This window comes from Pseudovibrio sp. Ad26 (assembly GCF_001623285.1).
Taxonomy (GTDB): Bacteria; Pseudomonadota; Alphaproteobacteria; order Rhizobiales; family Stappiaceae; genus Pseudovibrio; species Pseudovibrio ascidiaceicola.
Genome location: NZ_LMCE01000061.1, coordinates 98,642 through 124,532, shown reverse-complemented (window position 1 = coordinate 124,532; position 25,891 = coordinate 98,642). Strand labels below are relative to the sequence as shown.

Annotated in this window: 22 protein-coding genes; 5 read left to right on the top strand and 17 right to left on the bottom strand. The window is 53.1% G+C overall.

The annotated features are described in order from the left end of the window. The first annotated feature begins 21 nt into the window (after positions 1-21). The 5 genes from PsAD26_RS14415 (at position 22) to queF (ending at position 5,244) form a co-directional block, all read left to right on the top strand. Complete coding sequence (locus PsAD26_RS14415; RefSeq protein ID WP_208985699.1) at positions 22-2,712, top strand: hypothetical protein; 2,691 nt, start codon at positions 22-24, stop codon at positions 2,710-2,712. Between the two features lie 218 nt (positions 2,713-2,930). Further along, positions 2,931-3,629, top strand: coding sequence for a 7-cyano-7-deazaguanine synthase QueC (gene queC, locus PsAD26_RS14410; protein WP_063310996.1), 699 nt, complete (start codon positions 2,931-2,933; stop codon positions 3,627-3,629). Next, positions 3,629-3,985: a 6-carboxytetrahydropterin synthase QueD gene (queD, locus tag PsAD26_RS14405; protein WP_063310995.1), complete on the top strand. Its 357-nt coding sequence runs from the start codon at positions 3,629-3,631 to the stop codon at positions 3,983-3,985. The genes queC and queD overlap by 1 nt, the downstream gene beginning before the upstream one ends. Further along, positions 3,964-4,704: a 7-carboxy-7-deazaguanine synthase QueE gene (gene queE / locus PsAD26_RS14400; RefSeq protein WP_063310994.1), complete on the top strand. Its 741-nt coding sequence runs from the start codon at positions 3,964-3,966 to the stop codon at positions 4,702-4,704. The genes queD and queE overlap by 22 nt, the downstream gene beginning before the upstream one ends. 72 nt (positions 4,705-4,776) lie before the next feature. Then, a complete protein-coding gene (gene queF / locus PsAD26_RS14395) occupies positions 4,777-5,244 on the top strand; it encodes a preQ(1) synthase (protein WP_063310993.1) in 468 nt (155 codons plus the stop codon). A gap of 128 nt (positions 5,245-5,372) precedes the next feature. On the opposite strand, the gene rbsK is transcribed toward queF, so the two are convergent. From rbsK to PsAD26_RS14310, 17 genes are all read right to left on the bottom strand, one after another. Next, on the bottom strand, positions 5,373-6,290 hold the full coding sequence (gene rbsK / locus PsAD26_RS14390) for a ribokinase (RefSeq protein WP_063310992.1): 918 nt from the start codon (positions 6,288-6,290) through the stop codon (positions 5,373-5,375). Positions 6,291-6,299: 9 nt separating this feature from the next. Beyond that, positions 6,300-7,295, bottom strand: a complete 996-nt coding sequence (locus PsAD26_RS14385; protein WP_057465237.1) for a substrate-binding domain-containing protein — start codon at positions 7,293-7,295, stop codon at positions 6,300-6,302. Between the two features lie 69 nt (positions 7,296-7,364). After that, entirely contained in the window at positions 7,365-8,246 is an 882-nt protein-coding gene (gene rbsB / locus PsAD26_RS14380) for a ribose ABC transporter substrate-binding protein RbsB (protein ID WP_057465238.1), read from the bottom strand. Between the two features lie 29 nt (positions 8,247-8,275). Continuing rightward, a complete protein-coding gene (rbsC, locus tag PsAD26_RS14375; RefSeq protein ID WP_063310991.1) occupies positions 8,276-9,220 on the bottom strand; it encodes a ribose ABC transporter permease in 945 nt (314 codons plus the stop codon). Positions 9,221-9,225: 5 nt separating this feature from the next. Continuing rightward, positions 9,226-10,719 (bottom strand): ATP-binding cassette domain-containing protein, encoded by a 1,494-nt coding sequence (locus tag PsAD26_RS14370; protein WP_063310990.1) that lies wholly within the window; start codon positions 10,717-10,719, stop codon positions 9,226-9,228. 42 nt (positions 10,720-10,761) lie between these two features. Continuing rightward, a complete protein-coding gene (gene rbsD, locus PsAD26_RS14365; protein ID WP_063310989.1) occupies positions 10,762-11,181 on the bottom strand; it encodes a D-ribose pyranase in 420 nt (139 codons plus the stop codon). 378 nt (positions 11,182-11,559) lie between these two features. Beyond that, complete coding sequence (gene kduI, locus PsAD26_RS14360; RefSeq protein ID WP_063310988.1) at positions 11,560-12,396, bottom strand: 5-dehydro-4-deoxy-D-glucuronate isomerase; 837 nt, start codon at positions 12,394-12,396, stop codon at positions 11,560-11,562. Between the two features lie 91 nt (positions 12,397-12,487). Next, positions 12,488-13,246, bottom strand: a complete 759-nt coding sequence (kduD, locus tag PsAD26_RS14355) for a 2-dehydro-3-deoxy-D-gluconate 5-dehydrogenase KduD (protein WP_063310987.1) — start codon at positions 13,244-13,246, stop codon at positions 12,488-12,490. A gap of 10 nt (positions 13,247-13,256) precedes the next feature. Then, complete coding sequence (locus PsAD26_RS14350; RefSeq protein ID WP_063310986.1) at positions 13,257-14,642, bottom strand: glycosyl hydrolase family 28 protein; 1,386 nt, start codon at positions 14,640-14,642, stop codon at positions 13,257-13,259. Beyond that, a complete protein-coding gene (locus PsAD26_RS14345) occupies positions 14,632-15,723 on the bottom strand; it encodes a glycoside hydrolase family 88 protein (protein ID WP_063310985.1) in 1,092 nt (363 codons plus the stop codon). The genes PsAD26_RS14350 and PsAD26_RS14345 overlap by 11 nt, the downstream gene beginning before the upstream one ends. Continuing rightward, complete coding sequence (locus PsAD26_RS14340) at positions 15,716-18,229, bottom strand: hypothetical protein (RefSeq protein ID WP_063310984.1); 2,514 nt, start codon at positions 18,227-18,229, stop codon at positions 15,716-15,718. The genes PsAD26_RS14345 and PsAD26_RS14340 overlap by 8 nt, the downstream gene beginning before the upstream one ends. 39 nt (positions 18,230-18,268) lie before the next feature. Beyond that, positions 18,269-19,504, bottom strand: coding sequence for an HAD family hydrolase (locus PsAD26_RS14335; protein ID WP_063310983.1), 1,236 nt, complete (start codon positions 19,502-19,504; stop codon positions 18,269-18,271). Further along, positions 19,494-20,534: an oligopeptide/dipeptide ABC transporter ATP-binding protein gene (locus tag PsAD26_RS14330; RefSeq protein ID WP_063310982.1), complete on the bottom strand. Its 1,041-nt coding sequence runs from the start codon at positions 20,532-20,534 to the stop codon at positions 19,494-19,496. Before PsAD26_RS14330 ends, PsAD26_RS14335 begins: the two co-directional genes overlap by 11 nt. 12 nt (positions 20,535-20,546) lie before the next feature. Next, positions 20,547-21,545, bottom strand: a complete 999-nt coding sequence (locus tag PsAD26_RS14325; RefSeq protein WP_063310981.1) for an ABC transporter ATP-binding protein — start codon at positions 21,543-21,545, stop codon at positions 20,547-20,549. A 12-nt stretch (positions 21,546-21,557) separates the two neighbouring features. Continuing rightward, positions 21,558-22,700 carry an ABC transporter permease gene (locus tag PsAD26_RS14320; protein ID WP_063310980.1) on the bottom strand — a complete coding sequence of 381 codons (1,143 nt, stop codon included), beginning with the start codon at positions 22,698-22,700 and terminating at the stop codon, positions 21,558-21,560. Between the two features lie 7 nt (positions 22,701-22,707). Continuing rightward, positions 22,708-23,694 (bottom strand): ABC transporter permease, encoded by a 987-nt coding sequence (locus PsAD26_RS14315; protein ID WP_063310979.1) that lies wholly within the window; start codon positions 23,692-23,694, stop codon positions 22,708-22,710. Between the two features lie 97 nt (positions 23,695-23,791). After that, positions 23,792-25,693 (bottom strand): ABC transporter substrate-binding protein, encoded by a 1,902-nt coding sequence (locus tag PsAD26_RS14310; RefSeq protein WP_063310978.1) that lies wholly within the window; start codon positions 25,691-25,693, stop codon positions 23,792-23,794. Positions 25,694-25,891: the final 198 nt, after the last annotated feature.

The following is a 25,891-nucleotide window of genomic DNA, read 5'->3' as shown; positions in this document are numbered from 1 at the left end:
ACAGCCCCCCCTGAAAGTCAGATGAGTTCCGCCGAGGAATCCTGGGCTCTGCAGATGTATAAGGTGCTCGGCGAAGAGTTCCCGTTGATGTCACAAGCTTTCTCCGTACTTTATGTGGCGGAGAGAGAACGAGAGCGGACAGAACTCGCGGAAGCAACTGCTCAGATGGACGAGCATGACCTTTATCTGGCTGAGCGGGATGCCCGACGCGCTGCTGCTGCTGTAATGACATTTGATGATACTGATCGGGTTTTTGAACTCAAAGATGAGATGAAGTTGCTCGAAGATAATCCACTCGAAATGATCGATATGCCTGATGCACCTGACACGACCTTTGGCAGTGTAATCAGCGATCAAATCGCAGCTTTTAGGTTACAGAAAGAAGAACTTTTTCTCGAAGTTCAGGTCTTTAAGGGCCTGGAAGATGAGAAGATGGCTTTCACAACTGCCAATGAGCTGGTTGGGATGCTTTTGGACAAAGCCTTTATTCAAAGCGGCGTCTACAACTTTGCGGCTTGTGAGGTGACACTGGCTGAGGTGGAACGCAAGCTCAAAGACATGAAAAATCTCCTGCTGGATGCACAAGTACACCCAGCAACTTACGTTAGCAGCGAAGATCAGGTTCTGATTGCTCAGGATGTTAAGAAGGTGAAGGAGATTATCTTCGACATGCAGGACATCGGTTATACCGGTTTGGGAACAATTCTGCTCATTGAGATGAACCAGTATCAGGACGCGGTCTTACGACCAGAGGACCCTCGCTGGAAAGAGCTCTTATCAGATGCGGAGGCCTGCAAAAAAGCTCTGCCCGAGCTACGCAGCTCAGCCAAGTATATTGAGACCTTGTGCGAGAGCATGACCATGGCGCGGCCAACCACAGCCGCAACGGATACACTTGAGGAACTTCGCGACTATCAAAGCGACAGTTCACGCGATCTATCGGCAACCCTGCGCGCTATCGCAACTCTGAAGGGGGTCGCTGCACGCCGTGAACGGTGGATCAAACAAGACGAATGGGCGCAAAATAATCTGGATGGACGCACCCAAGCCTATCGCAAACAACTTGAGAAATTTGTCGTATTTGATGCAGACCATCAGGTCGTCACGAAGGAGAGCAAGACAGAAGCTCGTGCGCGTGCTGTTGACACTGAAGGGCTGGATAAAGATGTCATGGCGACCATCCCGAAACGGCCCGACCGTAAGGACGTTAAGGCTGTTCCCCGTGCAACGATCAACAAGCTTCTGGAATCTCTTGAATTTTTAGATGAACTGCGATCATCAGGCGTAACGGGTATGGAAGCCATTGCGCTTGAAGAGTTCATTAAGACAGAAGACATTCTGGCAGGTATCAACGCCAATCCAACTGGATACGATGACCTACAGACCCGTACTCAAAAGATTCTTGATAAAGTCGCAGACACCAAGACAGGAAAGAAAGCGATTTACTACATTGAAGCCAAGATGAACCTTGAAGAAGATGTTCGTCTTTTACGCGAACAAGCGCCAGATATGAACATCAACAAGGCCTTAGGTCGGTGTAACAAGCTGGACGGAGGGCGTCTGCAGCCTCTGCTCAGACAACTTGATGACGCTGTCAGTTTCAGAGCCGTCTTTGAAATGAAACTTGATCCTATTGAAAAGACTTTCAAGGAGATCCCAAGTTTGCTCGCGAAATTGGGCGCGGCGCGTCCTGAGCTTGCCGATAGATTTAAAAGGATCAGGCAGCCCAAACATGAGAAAGTCTATCATGGTGAGCTAGAGTTGGAGCTGAAACAGGCTCAAGTGACGGCCCATAACGCAGACACTGTTGATGATCTGAAAGAAGCAATCTCACAGGTGAATGCCGTCAAAGTTAAAGCGGACAAGTATGTTGAAGAGCTGAGAGCTCGTGTAGCGCTGCTTGGCGAGGATGTGGATGGACCGGTCACCACCCCTGAGAGGGATGAGTTCTTTGAGAAGATCGAAGAAGACTACAAAGCGGGTGTCCAGCTCGAGATTGACCGCAAGATTGCCAAGGGCAAGTTCAATGAAACCTCTCGTCCTATGAAGGATGAGCTGGAAATGCTCACAGCGAAGGCAAAGAGCTGGAAAGGGGCAAAGGCGCTTCTGACACGGTTCCCACGTATTGATACAGCTAACTATGACCCGACCCGTTTCAAGGATCTCCTGGCAGAAGTGAAGCTGCTGGAACAGGAATGCGCCGTAAACTCTTCCTATGAAGAGAACATGGACCGTTTGAAAGAGCTGAAGGGGATGTATGATGCAATGCGCGGTGAGCTGACCGGTTTCCGCGAAGACATCGCCAAAGATGTTGTCAAAGCCGCTGAGAAGGCCGTCGCTCGTATGGAATCTGCGAAGACCTTTGCTGAAGGCGACTTCATCACCGATGTTGCAAAACAGCAGGAAGCAGGTGAAAATTACGTCGATACCAGCAGTTTGAAGCGGTTCACCACCTGCGTTTCAAAGCCAATTATACCGGGCGAACTGCGGGCTCATGCGCTGATCATTGGAGACAAGAAAAAGACATTAGAAGAGCGCAAGAAGGCTCGCGAAGATGCTTTGCGTATTGTACGACCTTTGTTGGCGCGGCTCGACAGTGACAAGGCGATCAAGCTTTATCGTCGGCATCCGTTCGGTTTAGACAACGACATCAATGTCCTGAGACCCGTTCTGGTACAGCTTGAAGTTAAACTCCTCACCCTCGCCTCCTAATGCGTATGAACCCTGCGGCACCAATGTGGTCGCAGGGAATAACACCTGCAACTTTGAGGTGTTATTTGCATTTATACTCAGCACGTTATCCCTGAGATGTATGCAGAGAGCGAATTAGTCCTTTTCCTTGAGGTTTTAGTCTGGTAGTTACCGATTTGCTCAGCAATGAGTGCCGGTCGCAGCCTACCCGGCAACAGCGAAAACAAGGACTAAACCTTATGAAGACTATCGTAATCTGCTCCGGCGGATTGGATTCGGTCACGCTTGCCTACAAGGTTGCGCGTGAAAACGAATTGCTCGGCCTTGTCTCTTTTGACTACGGCCAACGGCACAAAAAAGAGTTGGACTATGCAGCGCACGCTGCAAAGCAGCTTGGTGTGCCTCATCATATTCTGGACATGATCCAGATAGGAGCGCATTTAAGCGGCTCCGCTTTAACCGATGATGTTGATGTTCCTGACGGCCATTATGCCGAAGAGAACATGAAGGTCACTGTGGTTCCCAACCGAAACGCAATCATGCTGTCCATCGGCTTTGGCATTGCGGCTGCTCAGCAGGCCGATGCTGTGGCTGCTGCTGTTCATGGGGGTGATCACTTCATCTACCCGGACTGTCGCCCTGGCTTTATCAAATGCTTTGAAGCCATGCAGAAGCTGGCTTTGGACGGCTATGCCAATGTGAGCCTTTACACGCCATTTGTAGAAATTTCCAAAGGTGCCATCGTTGAAGAAGGTGCCCGGATCAACGTGCCGTTTGAGGACACGTGGTCTTGCTACAAAGGTGGAGAGAAACATTGCGGGCGGTGCGGCACCTGTGTCGAACGGCGAGAAGCCTTTGATCTGGCAGGTGTTGAGGACCCAACAGAATACGCGGATCCAGACTACTGGAAATCCGTGGTGGAACGAGCGGACCCATAATGTACAAAATCACAAAGGAATTTCACTTCTCGGCTTCGCACCAACTCTGCGAAATGCCGGAGGGACATCCCTGTGCGCGCCTGCATGGCCACAACTACATTGTGGTGATTGAACTTGCCAGTAAGAATCTGGATGAGCATGGCTTTGTGGTGGACTTCACGGAGTTGAAGCCACTCAAGCGTTTCATTGATGACGAACTGGATCATCGCCACCTGAATGAGGTGTTTGGGCATGATCAGGTCACCTCTGAGTTTCTGGCCAAGACCATCTATGAGTTCTGCAAAGGGCACTGGGTGGAGACCTGCGCTGTGCGTGTGAGTGAAACGCCAAAAACATGGGCGGAATACCGGCCATGAGTAAACTCAGTATCAGCGAGATCTTCGGGCCAACCATACAAGGCGAAGGTGCTTTGATTGGTGAACCGACCGTATTTGTACGCGCTGGCGGCTGCGATTATCGTTGCAGCTGGTGTGATACCTTGCATGCGGTGGACAGTGCCTATCGTCATACCTGGGATCAGATGGACAGTGCGGATGTCTGGCACAAGATTGAGGAACTGTCCGGTCATCAGCCGATCACAGTTTCCCTTTCTGGCGGCAATCCTGCCATTCAGGATTTTTCGCAAGTAATCTCACTCGGCAAAGCGAAGGGCTATAAATTCGCCGTGGAGACGCAAGGATCTGTTGCGCGGGACTGGTTTGCAGATCTGGACACGCTGGTGCTGAGCCCGAAACCGCCTTCCTCTGGTGAGACTGTCAATTGGGACAAGTTCGATGCCTGCCTGGACGCGGCCATCAACTCTGCCACCTGTGTGATCAAAGTGGTTGTGTTCGATGATGTCGATTACGACTGGGCCAAGCAGGTTGGCGAGCGCTACCCTTATCTGCCAATGTATCTGCAACCAGGGAACCATACCCCTCCTCCTCCTGAGGATGATGACGCCCAGATCGATATGGACGGCATCATGGATCGCATGCACTGGCTGGTGGACAAAACTGTTTCCGATCAATGGTTCAAACCACGCATTCTGCCGCAGCTGCACGTGCTGCTGTGGGGCAATAAGCGCGGTGTTTAAAGCATATTCCGGCGAGCTGTTGATCAGCCTTTGATGACGGAAATGCATGAGAACGAAGAATTCGAGAGAACAATGAGCAACGACGATATCTATAAGAATCTGACCATGCTGGGCGGTGATACTGTTCAGCCACAATCCCCTGAAGAAGCCGTTCTGGAACGCGTCCCGAACCCACAACAGGGCACGCCGTACGCAGTGCGCTTTACAGCGCCTGAATTTACCTCTTTGTGCCCGATCACCAATCAGCCAGATTTTGCTCATCTGGTGATTGATTATGTGCCGGATGAATGGCTTGTTGAGAGCAAGTCCCTGAAACTGTTCCTGACATCTTTCCGCAACCATGGCGCCTTCCACGAAGACTGCACAGTGTCCATCGGCAAGCGTCTTGTTGACACACTGAACCCGATCTGGCTGCGCATTGGCGGCTACTGGTATCCGCGCGGTGGTATTCCGATTGATGTGTTTTACCAGACCGGTGAAGAGCCAAAAGGCGTCTGGATTCCTGAACAGGGCGTGCCGACCTATCGCGGTCGTGGTTAAACATCTTTTTCGGATGTATTCAGTTGGGGTTGCGAAAAGGCTGCCAACCCCAACTTTGATTTTCTGAAAGGCCTTAGAGCATAGCGAATTCTTGTCATTTGATTGAATTCAATCAAATGGAACGCGCTCTATGCACCCATCAGAGCTTCGACTTCAGCCAGTGTTGGCGCGGATGTGGCTGCACCATGTTTGGTGGTGGAGAGAGCGCCGCACGCTGCTGCGAAACGGACTGCTTCAGCCAACGTTTTGCCGCTGTCCAGCGCATACGCCAGACCACCGTTGAAGCAATCTCCTGCTGCCACAGTGTCGATCGCATTCACCTTGAATGGCTCGACAAAGCCTTCACTTGTCTCATCCTTGAAGTAAACGCCGCGTGCGCCCAGTTTCACGACAGCAGCTGCAACACCCTGTTCACGCAACAGGTTGGCAGCATGGGCTGCTTCTTCTGCATTGGATGGGCGGAAGCCTGTGAGGATTTCGGTTTCTGTCTCGTTCGGCGTTACAACGTCTACGTTTTGCAGGAAACCTTCCGGCAGACCATCGACGGGTGCTGGCGCTGGATCGAAGATCACTTTGCCGCCTGAGGCGCGGACTTTTTTAGCGGCGCTCAGGCACGTTGCGACCGGAATTTCCAGCTGCATCAGCATGATTTTAGCGTTCTTCAGCACATCTGATGTGCGTTCCAGATCGCTTTCATCAACAGCAAGATTTGTGCCACCAATCACGGTGATGCTGTTTTCGGAATTTGCGTCCACACCGATCACCGCGATGCCGGTGCCGTGGTTTTCATCCAAATGCACATGCTCGGTTGAGACGCCCATGTCCGCCAGATGCTGGGCTGCGATGTCGCCAAACCCGTCTTTACCGATGCGGCCTACCAGTTGTGCATCACCACCCAGCTTTGATGCTGCAACGGCCTGATTGCAGCCTTTGCCGCCCAGGTTGATGGCGTAGCTCTGTCCATGCAGCGTTTCGCCCGGCTGTGGCAGCCGGTCAGAACGGGTTGTGATATCAACATTGATGGAACCGACAATGACGATGGACATGAATACTTCCTAGTTAACAACAGAGCTGCGGACGATCAGTTCAGGCACCAGTTGGATGACTGGCGGCATCTCTGTCTTTTCTTCCAGATGATTGATCAGCGCTTCTGCAGCGCTCAACCCAAGCTCGAAGCTGGGTTGTTTGATGGTTGTGAGCGCTGGCGCCATGTAGGAGGCGTACTCAACATCATCGTAGCCGATGACGGAGATATCCTCTGGAATGCGCAGGCCACGTTCGTGAATGGCGCGGTACGCCCCCATTGCCATCAAATCGTTGAAGGCAAAGATGGCTTCGGGCTGGCTATCGGCGTCCAATATCTGCTTCATGCCCTCATACCCGCTGGATGCGGTGAGAAGGCCTGCGGCTTGCCACTTGCTTTCTACCGGCAACCCGGCAGCGTTCATGGCATTTTCAAAGCCTTTGTAGCGTTCAATAGAACGGGGATGGTCTTCCGGCCCCATAAGACAGCCGATTTTGGTCAGGCCGCGCTTGATCAGGTGTTCTGTAGCCAATCTGCCGCCCAGTACGGAGTCATCCTGTAAAGTGCAGGCGTTTGGATGCGGGGCGGAATCCAGAATAGCTTTGGGTAGTTTACCGAGCTTGCTGATTTGCTGGTACAGCGCCGGGTCTGTCTTGGTGGTCATCACCATGAGGGCATCAATGCGGCGCTGAAGCAAGGTGTTGAGGTTTGCCAGCTGCCTGTCGGACTGATGACCTGAATTGCACAGGATGAGACTGAAATTGTGTTGGTAGCACCCCTCTTCCACACCGCGCACAACGTCAGCAAAGAAAGGGTTGGAGCTGCTTGAAACCAGCATGCCGATGATGTTGGTGCGCTTTACCTTGAGCGCGCGCGCCATCATGCTTGGCTGGAAGCCGAGAGCCTGAATAACTTCCTCGACTTTTTGTTTGGTCAGGGGTGCAACGTAGCGCGTCTCGTTGATCACGTGAGACACTGTAGATGCGGATACCCCCGCAGCTTGTGCAACATCCTTGATACTGACCATTTCCGCTCCGGTTTTAAGGGCCGAGTCTGGCGCTTACGCCAAACCCGATCTTATTCAGATTACTTGCACTTACTTGGTAACAAGCTTCAGCGCAACTGGGGTATACGCATCAACTTTTTCACCTTTGAGGACTTTGTCCGCAGTGTCGACGCCGATGGAACCAATCATGCCAGCTTGCTGTGCAACAGTTGCCAGCATTGTACCTTCTTCAACAGCTTTTACGCCGTCATCAGTACCATCAAAGCCAACAACGAGGATGTCGCGGTTTGCCGCTTCAATTGCCTTGATTGCGCCCAGAGCCATTTCATCGTTGTGTGCGAAAACAGCGTTGATTTCTGGCTGTGCCTGCAGGATGTTTTCCATCACGTTCAGGCCTTTAGTGCGGTCGAAGTCTGCTGGCTGAACTGCAACCAGTTCAATACCGGAGGCACCGTGCATTGCTTTTTTGAAGCCTGTGCCACGGTCACGCGCAGCAGATGTTCCAGGAACACCTTCCAGCTCAACAATTTTACCGCTGCCGCGCAGGGTTTCAACAATCAGCTCACCAGCCATTTCGCCGCCGAGGATGTTGTCGGATGCCACGTGGGACTCCACTTTGCCGCGTGCTGCACCACGGTCCAGAGTGACCACTGGTACGTTTTTGCGGTTTGCAGCGCGGATGGAGCTGGAAACAGCGTCAGAGTCAGTTGGGTTGATGAGCAGGATCGAAACGTTCTTGCTCAGCACGTCTTCCACGTTTGCCAGTTCTTTTGCAGGATCGTTCTGGCTGTCGAGAACAACAATCTTGTAGCCGAGCTCATTTGCGCGTGCTTCAGCACCTTCTTTCAAGGTCACAAAGAACGGGTTGTTCAGGGTGGACACGACCAGAGCCAGTGTGTCCTGTGCCATTGATACTGCTGTGGAGCCGAGAAGAAGAGCAGCACCTGCTGCCAAACTTACTAGTTTTTTCATAGAAACCTCCCGAGGTTCAGTTTGATTGCTCACGCGTTTGATTTGCCACGGCTGTCGACGACAACCGCCAGAAGGATAACCGCACCTTTCGCGATCATCTGGTAGTAGGATGAAACATCCATAATATTCAGTGCGTTATTCAATACACCGATAATGAGGGCACCAATGATGGTGCCAAAGATCCGCCCCTTACCGCCAGCAAGGCTTGTGCCGCCGAGAACCACGGCTGCGATTGCATCGAGCTCGTATCCCAGACCAGCTGTTGGCTGAGCAGATTCAAGGCGAGCAGTCAGAATGATGCCTGCCAGAGCTGCGAGCGCTCCGCTGAGGGCGTAGACAAGAATTTTGACTTTTTTGACATTGATACCGGACAGACGGGCCACGTTTTCATTGCCGCCAATGGCGTAAACGTAACGACCGAAACGGGTCTGGCTGAGAACGAACCAGCAGAGCGCGAAGATGACCACCATCAGGATCACCGGGTTCGGAATGCCCAGAATGTAGCCGCCGCCGAACTGGTAGAAGCTTTCAGCCACATCAAAGTAACCGGTGGAGATCGGGCGGCCTTGCGTATAAACCAGCGTCGCGCCGCGGATCATGGTCATGCCAACCAGCGTTGCGATGAACGGCTGAACGTTGAAGTAGCTGATGATCACGCCACTTGTTGCACCAAGGCCCGCGCCAACCATGATGGTGGCAACCAGTGCGATGATGAGCGGTGTGTCCATGCCGATGAGGCTTGCGCAGATGGCACCCGCAAAGGCCAGAATGGAACCGACCGCCAAATCGATACCCGCCGTCAGGATCACGAAGGTCATGCCCATGGCGATGACTGCGTTGATTGATGTCTGACGCAGGATGTTGAGCATGTTGTCGATGCCAAGGAAGTTGGCATTGGCGAAGGACACTGCGACCATCAGGATGATCAGGCCAATCAGAGACTTGTTTTCACTGATAAAGTCGTTGAGCTTCATCTGTTTTACCCGTTTGTTTGGCCAGCAACGGCGCAGCGCATAATGTTTTCTTGAGTGGCTTCGGCTCGTGCGAACGATCCGGTCAGCTTGCCGCTGGACAAGACGTGGATGCGATCAGAGATGCCAAGAAGCTCTGGCATATCGGAGGAGATCAGCAGGATGCAGAGCCCTTCTGCCTTCAGCTTGTTGATCAGCGTGTAGATCTCGCGTTTTGCGCCAACATCCACACCGCGTGTGGGTTCATCAAGAATGAGGACCTTGGGTTCCGGCACCAGTGACTTGGCGATGGAGACCTTCTGCTGGTTACCACCTGACAGATTGGAGATGATGGTGTTTGCATCTCTGGTCTTGATGGCGAACGCTTCGATGTATTCGCTGATGGTGACGGCTTCAGAGGCTTTGTTGACGAACCCGAGCGCATTGCAGAACCGGTTCAGTCCTGTAAGGGACATGTTGGTGCCCAACTCCTGAGACTGGACAAGACCTTCCTGCTTGCGATCTTCTGTGACGTAACCGATTTGCGCTTTCACTCCGTCCTGCGGAGATCTGAGGCGGATTGCCTTGCCATCAATCTTGACCGCGCCGCTTTGGATTGGATTGGCGCCGAAGATTGCCTTTGCAAGCTCGGTGCGCCCTGCTCCAACAAGGCCTGCAAAGCCGACAACTTCACCTGCATGCGCAGCAAAGGAGACATCCTTTGCTCCGTGGGCAGTAAGCTTTTCAACTTCAATACGCACATCACCCGGAACGGCTGGTACGAATGGATATTGATCGGAGAGTTCACGGCCCACCATGTGGCGGATCAGGTCGTCCTCGGTGATTTCAGAGACTGGCCCCTGATGGACCATTTCACCGTCACGCAGGATGGCGATGTCGTCGCACATCTGGAAGATTTCACCCAGACGGTGTGAGATGAAGACGAGACCTTTGCCTTGTGCCCGCAGCTCGTCCACGACTTCAAACAGGATTGCTGTTTCGATGTCGGTGAGCGCGTCGGTTGGCTCATCCATGATGATCACTTCAGCATTCAGCGAGAGCGCTCTTGCGATCTCAACCATTTGCTGCTGCGCGATGGAGAGTTTGCCCAGTGGCGTTTTAGGATCGATATCCTGCTTCAGCTGAGCAAGATACTTCTTGCTTTCCCGCTCAATCACATCCCACTGGATTTTGCCCAGTTTGGTGGGTTCCCGGCCCAGATAGATGTTTTCAGCAACGGACAGCTCAGGCAGCAGATTAAGCTCTTGGTGGATAATACCAATTCCGGCATCCATAGACTGACGAGCCGTGGTGAACCTGACGTCTTTGCCCTTGTAGATCACCGTGCCTGCATCGCGCTGATAGATGCCCGATATAATTTTCATCAGGGTTGATTTACCGGCTCCGTTTTCACCAGCCAGCGCCACAACGCGTCCGGCACGGATCGTCAGATCAACGGATTTGAGCACGTTGATCCCGGAGAAGGATTTTTCAATTCCCTGAAGTTCAAGAAGGGTTGTCACTGGGTGTCCTCTCCCAAAGCCCGAATGGTTCTTAGACTTTCCTCAGAACGTTACGCCTGAATAGAAAATCACATTGGCGTAGGGTGTGCATTCTCCGGTGCGCACCACTGCCCGGCATTTACCCGTTAATGCCTTGAATTCCTCATGAGAGACAGTTGTGGTCTCTACTTTGTTGCCCTGCACCTTGGCGATCTCAGCAATGAGCGAACGCAAGCGCAGGTGATAAGCTGGCTGGTGTTCAATCAGCTCTTCAGCAATGACAACCCGCTCCACCTGCATTTCAGCTGTGATCGCGCTTGCCGTTTCCAGCATGCCCGGCAGGCCTTTTGTAATTGCAAGGTCGATGCGTTCAACATCCTTGGAAATTGGGAGCCCGGCATCTCCGACACACAAGCCATCCCCATGGCCCATGTGAGAGATTATGGTAGAGACCGGAGCGTTTAAAAGTACGCCCTTCTTCATTGCAGCTGTTCCTCCGCTTTGTCTCGATTGAAGAGACGTTAGCAGGCGCGCTTGGGTTACGCAACCGTTTGCGCAAACGTTTGCGCGAGTCAATTTCTGGAATCTTTCCAGTTCAATTCAGGCATACTGAAAGACCGTCATCTCTTCTCTGCGGTGCTGAATCGCAAAAATATCAGAGGTTATATGGATTTATTGCGAGTGCACTCTGGCCCTTTGGGGTGGGCTGACAGAAGGCTCCTGCCCTACAACTGAGACAATTTGCGCCTATTTTTTCTTAATGAGATCTTGGGGATATTAAACCCGAAGTCCTGCTGCCAAACAAAAAGCCCCGCTCCTTTTCAGAGCGAGGCTTGTGTCATTTCAAAGATCAGTGGCTGTTTACTTCAAATCAGGAACCGCGATGTGGTCCATGTCGGTGAACTCCTGATTTTCGCCAGTCATGCCCCAAATGAAGGTGTAGGACTGGGTGCCGACACCGCTATGGATGGACCAGCTTGGGGAGATCACTGCCTGCTCGTTGTGAACGAACAAGTGGCGGGTTTCCTGCGGTTCACCCATCATATGCACCACAGCGGCATCGTCCTTCATATTGAAGTAGAAATACACTTCCATACGGCGATCATGGGTGTGAGCTGGCATGGTGTTCCAGATGGAACCCTGATGCAGTTTGGTCATGCCCATGAGCAACTGACAGGTTGGGAGTACATCCGGCACAAAGTACTTGTTGATGGTGCGCTCATTACAGTTTTCAGCATCGCCCAGAGTAACCGGAGAGGCTTCTGCCAGTGTCACTTTCTTGTTTGGGTAGGTTTTATGTGCAGGGGCACAGTTGTAATAGAGCTTGGCTGGGTTCTGTTTGTCTGCACTTTTGAAGGATACATCCTTTGCACCCATGCCAACGTAGAGCGCCTCTTCCTGCGCAACTTCGTAGGCTTCACCATCGACTGTGATGACAGCCGGGCCACCCACATTGATGAAACCGATCTCACGGCGTTCAAGGAAATAAGAAACACCCAGCTTCTTACCATAGTCAGCTTCCAGAACGACTTCTGTGTCCACCGGCATCACACCGCCAACGATGATGCGGTCTACGTGGCTGTAGGTCATGGTGATTTCATCAGCAGCGAAGACGCTTTCAATGAGGAACTCGCGGCGCAGACCTTCGGTGTCCAGTGTTTTGGCGTGCTCGCTGTGAATTGCTTGTCTGACTTCCATGGTGATCTCCTAAAATTCGGCAATTGAGCGCAGGTCTCCAGTCGCTCAATTTTTCAACTGCGCGTTATCTGCTTTTGGTTTTGTGTTTCAGTTAGCGGGCGAGCCAGCCGCCATCTACTGCGATGGTGAAGCCGTTGACATACGAGGCTGCCTCAGAGGCGAGGAAGACGCATGGTCCTGCAACATCTGTCGGTTCGCCCCAGCGTTCTGCCGGGATGCGTTCAAGGATCGCTTGATTTCTGTCTGGATCAGCCCGCAAGGCGGTGGTGTTGTTGGTCGCCATGTAACCCGGCGCGATTGCGTTGACGTTGATGCCGTGCTTTGCCCACTCGTTTGCCAGCGCGCGGGTCAAGCCCAGAACGGCGCTTTTGGAGGCGGTGTAAGACGGGACACGAATACCGCCCTGATAGGACAGCATGGACGCCACGTTGATAATTTTGCCACCGTGGCCCTGCTTAACAAACTGCTTTGCGACCAACTGAGAGAGGAAGAAGAGCGAGCGGATGTTGAGGTTCATCACCGCATCCCAGTCCTCCTCGGAGAAATCCAGCGCCTCTTCGCGGCGGATAATGCCTGCGTTGTTGACGAGAATATCGACTTTACCTGTGGCAGAAATCGCCTTTTCGACGATGCTAGGCAGAGCTTCTTTATTACTCAGGTCTGCACGTAGATCGAAGAACTTTCGACCGGTTTCAGCAATCAGGCCTACGGTCTCTTTTGGCTCAACCACGTTGACGCCGACCACATCACAACCTGCTTTTGCCAGCCCTACGGCCATGGCCTGACCGAGGCCTGTATCACAACCGGTGACGATTGCGGTTTTTCCATTCAAATCAAACTGATTCAGCATATGTTTTTTCCTAAACAGCACTTTGAGAACTTGCAGGTTTGCTGAAGCAAACGTTGGTGACGTGGCCGAGTTCGGTCTCTTCCACTGCCCAGCCTTTCGGCAGTGGTGCGGGTCTGTGGATCACAACATCATTGCATCGGACGTTGTTGGCATGATCCAGCCAGAGCCCCGGCAATCCGTTGGGATATGGCTCAAGCCCAAGGATCTCTCCTGCTTCGTTCTTGACCCATGCATTGCGACGCCCCTGCTCCGGGTTATCAAGCAGGTTCACATCATGCGGGCTTGGTCGCAGATCCAGATAGTACGCATCCGAGAACTTGCCCGGTTCCAGTGAGAGCCGCACATTGCTGAGCGAGACATTCTCGATCTTCTGGGTTTCGTGCCCCACAATGTTGATTGCCCCTTGTGCCCGGCCCGTGATGCCATCAGCAGATACATCGCGCACATAGCCAGGGACATCACCCGCCACACGTGGCAGCGCGTTGATGGTGATGGCCTCGCCACTGCCCCAGAACCCGTCCGGCGTTTGCTCACACTGGACTGTACAATTGGAGAACCGAATACGTTCGATATCACCGCCATCCCGCGAGAAGATGCCAAAGGCGCGATTGGATTCTGTGATGGTGCACGTGGTGAACAGCACGTCACGCACATCCTGATAGGTCTCCGTGCCGATCTTCAGAGCGCAAGACTTTGAGGAGAGGATGGAGTTGCTGACGATGATCCGCTCTGCCGGCCCATTGAGGCTTTCATCTTCCTTGCGGCAGGTTTTCACGCAGACGGCATCATCTGCTGCGCGGATCACGCAGTTGAAGATGGTCGCGTCTGTGCAGCTGTCGAAGTTGATGCCATCGGTGTTTGGCATGCGCATATCATTAAGAATACTCAGGCCCTCTGCCTTCACCTGATGGCAGGCGATCAGGTGAATGGTCCACATGGGCGCTTCAACGATAGAAATGCCGGTGAGGCTGATATCCTTGCAGTTTTCGAAGACGACGATACGCGGGCGTAGCATCTTCGGCCAGAACGTGCCTTCAAAAAGACCTTCGCGACCACACCACTTTTCGCTGTGGCCGTGGATCGTACCGTTGCCGGAAATAGATAGGCCCTGCTGATCGCGGGCGGTGATGAAGGCCCGGTCTGAGTCTTCTGCGATGACAGAGACTTTACCTGCTTCATAATCCGCATAATCCGTGGAACAGGACAGTTCACATCCGTTTGGCAGGTGCAGATCCACGAATGACTTGAGTTTCAACGCCTTTGAGACCCACTGCCCTCTTGGCAGTACGACCTGCCCACCACCTGCAGTGTGAGCCGCGTCAATCGCGTACTGGACAGCATCTGTTATGTCTTTTTCGCCGTCTGTGACAGTGACATGGTGTGTATTAAGCGACATCTTGCAATAATTCCTCAGCGGCAAGAAGTTCAATCAAAAGAAGGCTTGCCAGAGCCTGCCCATATGGTGTGGGAGTGTTGGGAATGTTCCGATAGAACTCGAAATCATGCCCCATGGCCGTTCCGTCAGAGACCTCCTGAACGATCCCGGCGGCGTCGATCCGCTTCAGCACAGCCGACGCCGCTTTAAGAGCTGGCTGCAGGTAGCTTGCTGGCAGAATTCCGGTTCGCACGCCCCTCAGCAGGCCATAAGCAAAGCCTGCTGTCGCAGAGGTTTCTGATGGGGAGTCCGGCTGATCCAGTAGGGTTGGCCACATGCCGTCTTCCAGCTGAAGCGGCAGTAAAGCTTCTACCTGACGGCGATAGAGCGCCTTAATCTGGCGGGCTGCCGGGCCATAACGTTCACCAACAAGTTCGAACAATTCCGGCACTGCAATAGTGATCCAAGCATTGCCTCGCGCCCAGAACGCATCAGCGTAGTTGTGATGCCCGTTGAACGTCCAACCGTGATACCAGAGGCCACTTGCCGGATCTGACAGATACCGGCCATGGACGAGAAACTGGTAGTAGGCCTCCTCCACCCAATCCGGACGATCCAGCCAGTCGCCAGCCACGCCCATGAACAAACCTGCCATGAAGAGTGTGTCATCCCAGAGCTGGCCGTCATTTTCGCGTTCCTTGACCAGATGCTGGAAGCCATCATCGACAGTCTTAGGCATGTCGTTGATCAGCCATTCCGCCCAATCTGTCACGATCTGCTTCCAACGCTCGTTGTTGGTTTCGCGCGCCAGCAGAGCAAGGCACAGCATCGGGGCTGTGGAGTTGATCTGGCGTGGAGGCAAGCCGCGAGCGATCTGCATGTCGTACCAGTTGGCAAGGTTGCGCTTCATGCGCTCATCACTGGTTTTGCAGGCATGCTTGTAAAAGCCGTAGAGGCCAACGCCGACTTCCCAATCCCATTCATCAAAATGGATGGAACCGTCATTGTCGAGTTCTGATGGGGTATCGTTGATGCCCTTCAGACTGCGGAAGCCATCTGCTGTCAGAGCCAGCGCTTCTTCGAGCCTTGATGTCTCAAACATAAGCTGTCTCCTGAGTTGAGCGTGTCTGATCTAATCGCCTCATGCCAATACGTGGAACCGGACTGAGATTTTCGAAACTGACAAGTTGCCCATCCGCTTTCAGCTTCCCTTCCCAAGTGAGCGAGAGAGAGCCTTGGCCTTCAATCTCTGCGTTCAAGGTCAAAGTCTCTGCATTCCAGCTGATATTGCTAGTGAGCAGACGCGCTTTGAACGCGGTGAAGGTTTCTGTTTGCGCCGAGCCTGTTACGGTCAGCCACGCGTTGCGGCGGCCTGGACTGCGGAACTCAACACCAGCGAAGCAACCTGTTTGCAGCTGCTCTATGCCGTTTGCAGCGTAGAAGGCTGTGAAGCCGTCTTTGACGCGTGCAAAGAGCCAATTGCCGGAGAACTCATGCTCATCACACACGTGTAATGGCCCGTTGAGGTGGGTGAAGTCCGCCTCTTCCTCGGCACTGTTGAAGATCATCAAGCCAGCTGGACCTGATTGGTCAGCCCGCGGGAGTGTGCCGTTGCCAGACCAGTAGGACGGACGCCCGCTGCCCCAGACTTGCGTTTCACCCGGATGGTTGATCCAGAACCGTGCATAAGGATTGCCTGTAAGCATGACATCCTGCACGTGTTGCTGATGACCGTGCTGACCGGTTTTGTGGTCCGCCACGGTTGAAAGCTGCGCATCAGCAGTTTTGTAGAGCTTCAGTTTGCCTGCGTGTTCATGACCCTGCGTGTAGCTGGTTTCCAACGCACGGCCTTGAGCAACCAATGCATATGCGCTGGTTTCTTCCGGCGGGGTGTAGTCGCTCAATGCGATCATGGTTGAGGCAAAGTTGCCCGAGGACACAAAGCCGTTGCCCCATGCGAAATGGCAGAGTGTCGCCAGCTCACTTGCCGGACCGGCGAAGATGTCTTTGTCGTAACACCGTCCCATGGTGCCTGCTGGCAGGCCGGATTGGGTGTGCAGTGCCATCATTTGAAAGATGGAGTGCATGAGTGCTTCGGAGCGATCACGGATGTCGGCATCCGGAGCAAGATGATACAGTGCTGTCAGACCGATGAAGTCGATCGGGTAGTAAGGAATGGAGTTCCATTCTGCCAGACCATCTCGCTCGACAGTCTCAAACCATTTCAACAAGCGCTCATAACCGATCTGCTTTTGCAGCTGCCCTTGTCTCCCAGAGCAGAGGAAGAGATCGTCCGGGAACATGGTTCCAGCCAGATACTGAGAGGCGTGGAAGCAGAGCGTGTGGTTTTCACTCCAGAACCACATGGCATCGTTGCCCGGCTCGTCAAACCAGTAACGGAAGCCGAGGATTGTGGAGCGGACGCGGCGCCATGTTTGCTCTGAAAGCTTTGTCCATGCGTGATCTTTCCAGATCCAAAGGAGCGGCAAGAAGGCAAAGTCTGCGCAATCTTCACGGCGACTGATCTTGCTTAGCGCTTCCAGAAGCAGCTTTTCAGCACTTTCCAGCTCGGTACCCATATGCAGCTTTGCCAAAGCATGAGACAGATGGCTCTCACCTGTCTGAGCGCTGGATGCCAAAAGCTCTGCACGGCGTTCTTCCAGTGTTGTACCTGAGCCTTGCTGCAGATCTTTCAAGCAGACGACACCGACCTCACGGGAAACGCCAAGCCCTTGCGTGGTTAGTGTCACCCGCACAAGGTTGGTGGCTGGTGCGAGTTCATCTACACGTGGGCCGACCAGACGATTTACGCCTTTGGGTAAGGTGTAGGTGCCCTTGCTACCTGCCAATGTTGGTTTTAGGAGCGGCAAGGTTTCAACGTGGATCTGAGCATCTTCCGGTAAAGTGCCTTCGAACTGGAGCTCCACGTTTCCTTCAGAATAGTAGAGCTTATCCGGCTGAACACTGGAGATAAACGCTTCTGCTGCTCTTAGCGCCACAGCATCATAAGTAGCACTGAGGCCAACTTGCAGATCAACCTCTGTTTGCTCTGAGCCCTCATAGATAAGCTCGAGAGAATAGACAGTATCGCGCTCTGCGATGTCTTCCAGATGCACGATGATTTCGTTGGTACCTTCAGCCAGCTCAAGCGTTTCAATGCTCTCTTGTGGCTTGTTTCGTACCAATGGCTCAAATGCAAAACCAAGTTCGCCATTAGCCCAGACCCGCACGGCTCCTGATGTGCGAACACGGAACCGATACTTGCCAGCTGCCGGCGCGTTGACCACACAGCGCAGAACACGTTGCAGATGGGTTGGACAGAACCAGAAGCCGCTGAAATCCAGCATAGACTGCAACGGTTGAATGCGGGATTCGTTGAAGTCTGCATTGCTTGGGCATGGGATGTCCCTGCCCTTCTTATCATTCCAGAAAGCTATACGGCATGGCAGGTCGCCGACGTCGGTGAAGCCGTTGATGTAAGTGTAGTTGACCTTATCTGGCAGCGTATCGGCCTCACCAGCAAAGGGCGTCTCCGTTAGTCCAGAGACTTCCCAGTAGCTTAGGGGCTCACCCTTTTTGATCTGCCAGGGGAATTGTGTCTTTGGCACAAAACCACTCCTTGTAAATGGGGTATCTTTTGAAGGACTTTAGGTGAGCGAAAGCTCAATTTGCTCTATGCAACTAACCAGTTCACGCAGAGAAGTGATGGTACGCGTCGGCTCTTCACTGACGTCTTGGGGCACAACATTTCTGCGCTGCGTCCACTTATGGAAGATGCTTTGATGGCCCGCCCCGTTTGCGCCTTTGATGTCTCGCTCAAGATTGTTTCCAACCATGACAACGCTAGCTGCATCTGCTTCATTTAAGCCGAGTGAAGACATGGCACATTCAAACATTCTGTAGTCGGGCTTCAAAACACCGACATCACCTGAGATGGTGTGTGTTTCAAAATGACCCCATAGATCGTGTTGGCCCAGAATGTTCTCGAAGGTCGCACGAGGACCATCAGCGACAAGCGCCAAACGATACCCACGATCTACCAATGTGTTCAGCGCTTCACGGGCATGTGGCAAAAGCTCCGCGCCATAAGCGACATCGCTGCCTTCTCTTTTGATTTCAGTGCCTTCGTCTATGAGTGTGTCACCACAATCCAGGAAGATGGCTTTGAAATGCGGAAGGTTTTCACGCAGATCGTTGATGAGTTGCTTCACACGCTCCGGGATCCAGCTTTCCGCGCGAGTCCATGGCACCAGATCGCCTTCAGCACAATCCCAGCGCAGAGTTTCGCCGTAAGATGGTTCCATCACCAAACGCTGCATTTGCAGGCGTGCGAGGCGGTGTTCATATGGAGTGACCTCACCAAACTCTTGCGAGAACGGGTTCCCCATATGAACACCATGTAACCCCGCCCCCAACGAGCACTCGTAACGGGTGTGAGCTTCGCGTTCCTTCATGGCATCACGGGATGCAAAGTGAGCGTGTTTGCCAGGTTCTGCCCAGAGCGTAACACGGCCATTTTCCAGCGGCAGAGCCTCACCGTTTTTCATTTCAATGCGTTTGCCGTGCTGAGATGCTTCGACAGCAACGACCTGCTCATCAGCGTCCAGATGAATCCAGACGTGCTCCAGATCGTAAAGATGCTGGATGTCATAGTCCCAGAAGATCGCATACTCGATGACGTGATCGGCTTTGGGCACAATCTCAAACTTGCTACTTGGGGATTTGCCAGCCTCAGAAAAGACAGTGAAGCCAATGGCCGTAGGACGCCATGGCTCGGACCTGTCCAGACGCAGTACAGGTGCACATTTGCGAGCAAGGTGAAGTTCGTCAGTTTCCTGAAGGCCCTGCCTCAAGGCGATGAGGCTTCCGTTGTTATTGGTCATAGTTTGCCCCTTGTAGCTTCAGGTCAGCAGAGTGGTGACAGCGCACAAACCGTCCGCCTGCTGTTTCGGTCAGTTCTGGATTGGACATGTGGCAGAGTTCTGATGCGTGCGGACAACGGCTTGCGAATGCACAGCCTGCTGGCAGGTTTGCAGGATCGGCCACTTCGCCTTTCACAATACCGCGTTTTTTAGCACGGGCGCGTTTGGGATCCGGGATCGGGATCGCAGCGAGCAATGCCTCAGAATATGGATGTAGTGGCTGTTCAAAGAAGCTCGCTGTATCAGCGACTTCCACCAGTCGACCTGCGTACATCACGCCGATGCGATCACTGATGTGCTCCACCATACTCAAATCATGCGTAATGAAGAGATAGGTCAGCCCCATCTGCTCCTGCAGGTCTTGAAGCAAATTGATAGTCTGCGCTGCGATCGATACATCCAGCGCGGACACGGATTCATCAGCTGCTATGAAGGTTGGGTTGAGAGCCAGAGCACGAGCTATGCCGATACGCTGGCGCTGTCCGCCACTGAATGCGTGCGGGTAGCGGCTCATGTTCTCGGGACGCAGACCCACTTTGCTCAACAGATCAGCAACCCGGTCTTCCAGCTCACTCTTGTTGGTAACGCCGATGTTGACGAGCGGTTCGCTGACAAGCTGCAATAGCGTCATGCGTGGGTTGAGCGATGCATACGGATCCTGAAAGATCATCTGCATATGCTGCCGCAACTTGCGCATTTCAGCTTCGGATTTGTGGGTCAAGTCATGCCAGACACCATCTGGATCTTTGAAGCGAATTTTCCCGCCGGTCGGCTCATAAGCGCGCAACAAGGCCCGAGCCGTGGTAGATTTGCCCGATCCACTTTCGCCTACGATGCCCAGAGTTTCGCCTTTTCTGATATAAAAAGATACATCATCAACGGCTTTAACTGCGCCCTGTTCTCTGCCCAGAAATCCCTTTTTAATCGGGAAGTGCATCTGCAGTTTTTCAACGCTGATCAGCGCATCATCAGGGATATGAATAGTCGTCATAGGAGTTCGCCCTTATGCCTGATGGAGATGGCAGCGCGCCATCTGATCGTTTTCAAAATGCGTTAGCTCCGGGATCTGACTGGTGCATTTGCCTGCCATCTTTTCAGCACAGCGTGTGTGGAACACGCACCCAGTTGGCAGGTTGAACGGATCTGGCACCATGCCCTCAATGGTTTGAAGGCGACGACGTTTTTGACCATCCAACCGCGGAATGGATTGCAGCAGCGCACGTGTGTATGGGTGTTTTGGATTGTAAAAGATGTCATCCACGGCTGCCGTTTCCACAGCATTGCCCAGATACATGACTGAGACACGATCCGCGATTTCTGCCACCACACCGAAGTTATGGGTGATGAAGATCACCGCCATGTTCAACTCGTCCTGCAGGGACATAATGAGATCGAGAATCTGCGCTTCGGTTGTTACATCCAGCGCCGTTGTTGGCTCATCTGCCAGCAGCAGGCTCGGGTTACAGGAAAGCGCCATGGCAATCATGGCACGCTGACGCATGCCGCCAGAGAGCTGGTGCGGGTACTTCTTCAACATTTCCATCGGTTTTGGCATCTGCACCATTGCCAAAAGATCTGCCGCCCGTTCCACCTGTGCTTTCTTGGAAAGATCAGTATGCAAGCTCAGTGTGGTCATGATCTGCTTGCCGATGGAGTGCACCGGGCTAAGAGCCGTCATCGGCTCCTGAAAAATCATTCCCACATGACCGCCGCGTAGTTCACGCATTTTACGGCTTTCCCGCTTTTCAGCGAGGATGTCGATAACTTCTCCGTCCGTCTTTCTGAACTTTACGGAACCGTTGGTGACGGTGGCGTTGCGTGGCAGCAGGTTCATGATAGAGCGCGCACTCAAGGATTTGCCGCTGCCGCTTTCTCCGACAATACCAAGCACCTCGCCCGGTTTGACTGAGAAATTCACGCCATTTACGGCATTGACGGTGCCTTCACGCATCTCAAAGCAAATATTGAGATCTTTGATTTCGAGAATGGTTTCATCCTGCATGATCCGTTCTCCTTATTTCTGGTAGGGATCGGCAGCGTCACGCAAGCCATCGCCGAGGAAGTTGAAAGCAAGGATTGTCACGACAATCGCCACGCCAGGAATGAGGAGCCACGGAGCCAGAGCAATCGAGCGCAGATTCTGTGCATCCTGTAGCAATACGCCCCAACTGATGACCGGAGGACGCAAGCCCAGACCGAGGAAGCTCAACGCTGTTTCACCAAGGATCATTTCCGGGATGGCCAGTGAGATAGCTGCGATCACATAGGACGTCATGGATGGCAGCATGTGGCGGGTCACGATGCGGGTTTTGGTTGCGCCAGACAGCCGAGCTGCCAGGACGAAATCCTGATTGCGGATGGTCATGAAGTGGCCGCGCACCACGCGGGCAAGGTTGGTCCAGCCGATCAATGCCAGAATGACCGTGATGAGCAGGTAAACGAGGATCGGATCCCAATTCACCGGAAGGGCTGCGGCCAAACCAAGCCAGAGCGGGATGGTTGGAATGGAGCGGACAAGTTCGGCCATACGCTGGATGACGGTATCAATCGTACCGCCGATTAGACCTGCCAGACTGCCGAGTGTAATGCCGATTACGAAGGAGAAGAACACACCGATCAGACCAACGGAGAGCGTGACACGAGCACCGTAGACCAGACGAGAGAATAGATCACGACCGAGTTTGTCTGTCCCCAGGATGTAGATCCGGTTGCGACGACCTTCGACGCCGAACAAGCGCAGTTTGGTTGGGACGAGCCCCCAGAACTTGTATTTGTCACCTTCGACGAAGAACCGAATGCGATTGATCTTGCTGGTATCTTCCTCAAAAGACAGACGCGCGGTTTCTGGGTCACGCTGACGTTTCAGGCTATAAACGAATGGGCCCTGAAATGTGCCATCCTCACTAAACAGGTGGATGGACTGCGGCGGAACGAACGGATGAAGTCTGTTGTGTTTGAACGGATCATACGGCGCCAGAAAACCAGCGAATGCGGCAACCAGATAGAGCAGGATGATCACGCCCAGAGACCACAGGGCTAGTTTATGTTTTTTGAAACGCCACCACATCAAGGTCAGTGGTTTGGCGATGTAGGAGGAGTTTTCCTTCACCTCTGCTGCAGGTTCAACAGCAGTATCACTTAGAGTTTGCTCTGACATAGTGCCCTCACGAATGACGAATGCGCGGATCGGTCAGCACCAGCAGGATGTCTGAAAGCAACGTGCCGATGATGGTGAAGACGCTCAATATGAGAATGAAGCCACCAGCCAGATACATGTCCTGGTTCTGCAAGGAGCGCAGAAGCAGTGGGCCGGTTGTTGGTAGGTTCAGCACCACTGCTGTGATGACATCGCCAGAGATGAGTGCAGGCAAAGCCCAGCCAACGGTGGAAATGAACGGGTTGAGAGCGACGCGCACCGGGTAGCGCCAGACGACCTGTCGCTCGCTTAAGCCTTGTGCGTAGGCGGTCTCAACATACGGCTTGCCCAGCTCTTCCAGCATATTGGCGCGCATGATGCGCAGCAGGCCAGCAGCACCCCCGGTAGACAGTACAAGGACCGGTACCCAAAGGTGGGAGAGAAGATCAATGAATTTGGCAAAAGACCACTGGGCGTTTTCATAGGCTGGAGAGAACAATCCGCCAACATGGAAATTGAAGTAAAGGAACCCCATCCACATCAGCACCAAAGCCAACAAGAAGTCCGGAATACCGCGACCGAGGAAGCCCAAGACGGTGAACAGATGATCGAGGAATGAATACTGACGCGTGGCAGAATATACGCCGATTGGAATAGCGATCACCCATGTCATCAACAATGAAAGCATGGAGATCAGCAGGGTGAGACCGATACGATCCCAGATCAACTCAGATACCGGAAGTTTCCAGTCGAGAGACAGCCCGAAGTCACCGTGGAGCAGAATTCCGCCGATCCATGTGAGGAACTGCTCGTACATTGGGCGGTCTAAACCAAACTCATGACGAATGTGAGCTGCTGTTTCCGCATCAATGACTTCGCCAGTTTCTACCAGTTCTGCAATGTATGCTGTTACATAATCACCCGGTGGAAGCTGAATGATAACGAATGTGGCAATCGTAATAACGATCAGTGTCGGGATCGACCACAGTAGGCGATGCGCAATATAACCTGCCATATCCCTTTTCCGTTTTATTGTACTTGTAAGGAAGCATTGAAGTTGTGAACTGGCGGCGGCATCGGGATCGCCGCCGCCAGTTCAACCGCAAGGCAGATTAATCTTGGGAGAAATAGAGCTGCTGCGGATATGCGAGGCCAACGCCGCGTAACGCGTCGTCGTGGACGAACCCCGCAGGGAAGTTTTTCAGGCTGTTTTTACGCACGTAGACCGCAGGCGTTTCTCCAACGAACCCCACATGCCAACCATATTGCTTGTGCAAGGTCACCATCTGCTGCGCATAGGTATTTGCTTCTTCAAGGCTATGTGCAGTCTGGGCCCCTTCCCACGCCTTCCAGACATCTCTGATTGGATGATCTTTGGGGGGCTCTTCACCAGACTTGCCGTTTGAGCTCCACCAGTTGAAGTAGCTTTGCGCGAAACCGTAACGGCCCAGGAAGCGCAGTGGGTCAGCTGTAATGACGGAGGACCGATCAAACGTATCGAGGACCATGTCAAAATCAGCCGTATCAACGTGCTGCTGATACAGGGTCCGGTCGATGATGCGGACCAGAACTTCGATACCAACATCCTGCCAGTAGGTGCGAACGACTTCGAGTAGTTCGCCCTGGATATCCCATCGGGTTTCAAGTACGAGACTGAGACGGCGACCATCGGACATCAAACGATAACCATCCCCGTCTTGTTCGGTCAGACCGATAGCATCCAAAAGTTCTGCTGCTTTGTCTGGATCGTACTCTGTCCAACGTGCTTCAGCTTCTTCATCGTAGAACGGAGAGCCGGAGATTGGGGAAGCCTGACGCGCCTCACCTAAGCCAGAGAATGCGAGCTCATTGATGGTTTCGCGGTCCACGGAGATGTTGAGAGCTTCACGGAAGCGAATGTCCTCAAACAGCGCCTGCTTGATTTTGTCTTTGGAATTCAGGTTCGGAATGATCGACCATGTGAGTGCCTTGGTCCATTTTTCAATGGTGTAGTCACCCTTGGCTTCGTTTTCCTTCAACAGCGTGAAGTCGGCCACGTTGATGTGCCGGTTTTGGAGGTCGATCTCGCCCTGAATGGCCATGAAGTTGATGGCTTGAGGGTCCTGAAACAGGCGGTGCTCAATCTGGTCGATGTAAGGGAGCTGATTACCTTCGGCATCCACGCCGTAATAGTAGGGATTGCGTTCCATCACGACAGTGTCGGAAGGCGGTGGTGTTTTCACACGCCATGCGGTGAGAACTGGCATATTCGGGTTAAACCACCACGCCTGAATTTGGCCTTTGGAATCCCAGAGGTCCGTCCATTTCTTGGCACCATACTTGGCAATGGCCGCCTCTAGCTTGGCCGGGTCAGCGTAGGCTGGGTGGTAGTCCTTGAGGTAGTGGAATGGCTCGATGAAGCCGGGACGATCCAGACCCGGACGGCCTGTGCTTTCCTTGGCCAGCACGGTCAGGAACAGCGGGTAAGGCTTTTCGAAAGAAACGGTGAAGGTGTAATCATCCGCAAAAGACAGCTTCATTGGCACACCGTTGGAGGTGTAAAGTGCCTTGATGGATGGCATCAGGTCTTCGTTGAGGAAGACGTCCTCATACCAGAACCGCACGTCACGGGTGGTGACAGGCGCACCATCGGACCAACGCAGGCCTTCGCGGATTGTGAAGGTAAACTCGCGGGCATCTTCACTCACAGAATATTCGCCAACCCAGCCGGGAACCAGAGACAGGTTCTTGTCACCGTCCATGTAGGTTTCAACCACACGCTCTTCCATGAGCTTGGTTGGCCCCCAGCGGTCGCTTGGGCCTTTGAATGCACGCTTCATGACGCCGCCATAGGTGCCGATGCTGTCGTAGACCGGAATGACGCGTGGATTTTTCGGCAGGCGCTCTTCAACCGGCGGCAATTGACCGGCTTCAACCAGCTGCTTAAGCATGGGCGCTTCGTTATAAGCCCAGCCATTGGCGGCCAGAAACGGCAGCGTCAAAGCAGCAATCGACGTGAGTGTAACGCTCTTCATCAAATTTTCCCCCAACACGTTTTGCCAGATCCTCCCCGCCAAAACGCATTACTTCTATTTATGCAACAAGTCCGCGTCACTGCACCTGGCAGCCCAAATACGGCCTTATTGACAATCAGTTACCGGGCAAAGATGACAGGGGCACCGTTTGACAACAAGGCAGCTTTATGAAAAATTTTTCATGATTAGTTCTTCAAC

Excerpts from the sequence above, each read along its gene's own strand:
- rbsB (WP_057465238.1), bottom strand. The coding sequence starts at position 8,246 with ATGAAAAAACTAGTAAGTTTGGCAGCAGGTGCTGCTCTTCTTCTCGGC.
- queE (WP_063310994.1), top strand. The coding sequence starts at position 3,964 with ATGGGCGGAATACCGGCCATGAGTAAACTCAGTATCAGCGAGATCTTC.
- kduI (WP_063310988.1), bottom strand. The coding sequence starts at position 12,396 with ATGGAAGTCAGACAAGCAATTCACAGCGAGCACGCCAAAACACTGGAC.
- PsAD26_RS14320 (WP_063310980.1), bottom strand. The coding sequence starts at position 22,700 with ATGTCAGAGCAAACTCTAAGTGATACTGCTGTTGAACCTGCAGCAGAG.
- PsAD26_RS14310 (WP_063310978.1), bottom strand. The coding sequence starts at position 25,693 with ATGAAGAGCGTTACACTCACGTCGATTGCTGCTTTGACGCTGCCGTTT.
- queC (WP_063310996.1), top strand. The coding sequence starts at position 2,931 with ATGAAGACTATCGTAATCTGCTCCGGCGGATTGGATTCGGTCACGCTT.
- PsAD26_RS14385 (WP_057465237.1), bottom strand. The coding sequence starts at position 7,295 with ATGGTCAGTATCAAGGATGTTGCACAAGCTGCGGGGGTATCCGCATCT.
- PsAD26_RS14315 (WP_063310979.1), bottom strand. The coding sequence starts at position 23,694 with ATGGCAGGTTATATTGCGCATCGCCTACTGTGGTCGATCCCGACACTG.
- rbsD (WP_063310989.1), bottom strand. The coding sequence starts at position 11,181 with ATGAAGAAGGGCGTACTTTTAAACGCTCCGGTCTCTACCATAATCTCT.
- rbsK (WP_063310992.1), bottom strand. The coding sequence starts at position 6,290 with ATGTCCATCGTCATTGTCGGTTCCATCAATGTTGATATCACAACCCGT.
- queD (WP_063310995.1), top strand. The coding sequence starts at position 3,629 with ATGTACAAAATCACAAAGGAATTTCACTTCTCGGCTTCGCACCAACTC.
- PsAD26_RS14415 (WP_208985699.1), top strand. The coding sequence starts at position 22 with ATGAGTTCCGCCGAGGAATCCTGGGCTCTGCAGATGTATAAGGTGCTC.
- rbsC (WP_063310991.1), bottom strand. The coding sequence starts at position 9,220 with ATGAAGCTCAACGACTTTATCAGTGAAAACAAGTCTCTGATTGGCCTG.
- kduD (WP_063310987.1), bottom strand. The coding sequence starts at position 13,246 with ATGCTGAATCAGTTTGATTTGAATGGAAAAACCGCAATCGTCACCGGT.
- PsAD26_RS14350 (WP_063310986.1), bottom strand. The coding sequence starts at position 14,642 with ATGTCGCTTAATACACACCATGTCACTGTCACAGACGGCGAAAAAGAC.
- PsAD26_RS14345 (WP_063310985.1), bottom strand. The coding sequence starts at position 15,723 with ATGTTTGAGACATCAAGGCTCGAAGAAGCGCTGGCTCTGACAGCAGAT.
- queF (WP_063310993.1), top strand. The coding sequence starts at position 4,777 with ATGAGCAACGACGATATCTATAAGAATCTGACCATGCTGGGCGGTGAT.
- PsAD26_RS14335 (WP_063310983.1), bottom strand. The coding sequence starts at position 19,504 with ATGACCAATAACAACGGAAGCCTCATCGCCTTGAGGCAGGGCCTTCAG.
- PsAD26_RS14330 (WP_063310982.1), bottom strand. The coding sequence starts at position 20,534 with ATGACGACTATTCATATCCCTGATGATGCGCTGATCAGCGTTGAAAAA.
- PsAD26_RS14325 (WP_063310981.1), bottom strand. The coding sequence starts at position 21,545 with ATGCAGGATGAAACCATTCTCGAAATCAAAGATCTCAATATTTGCTTT.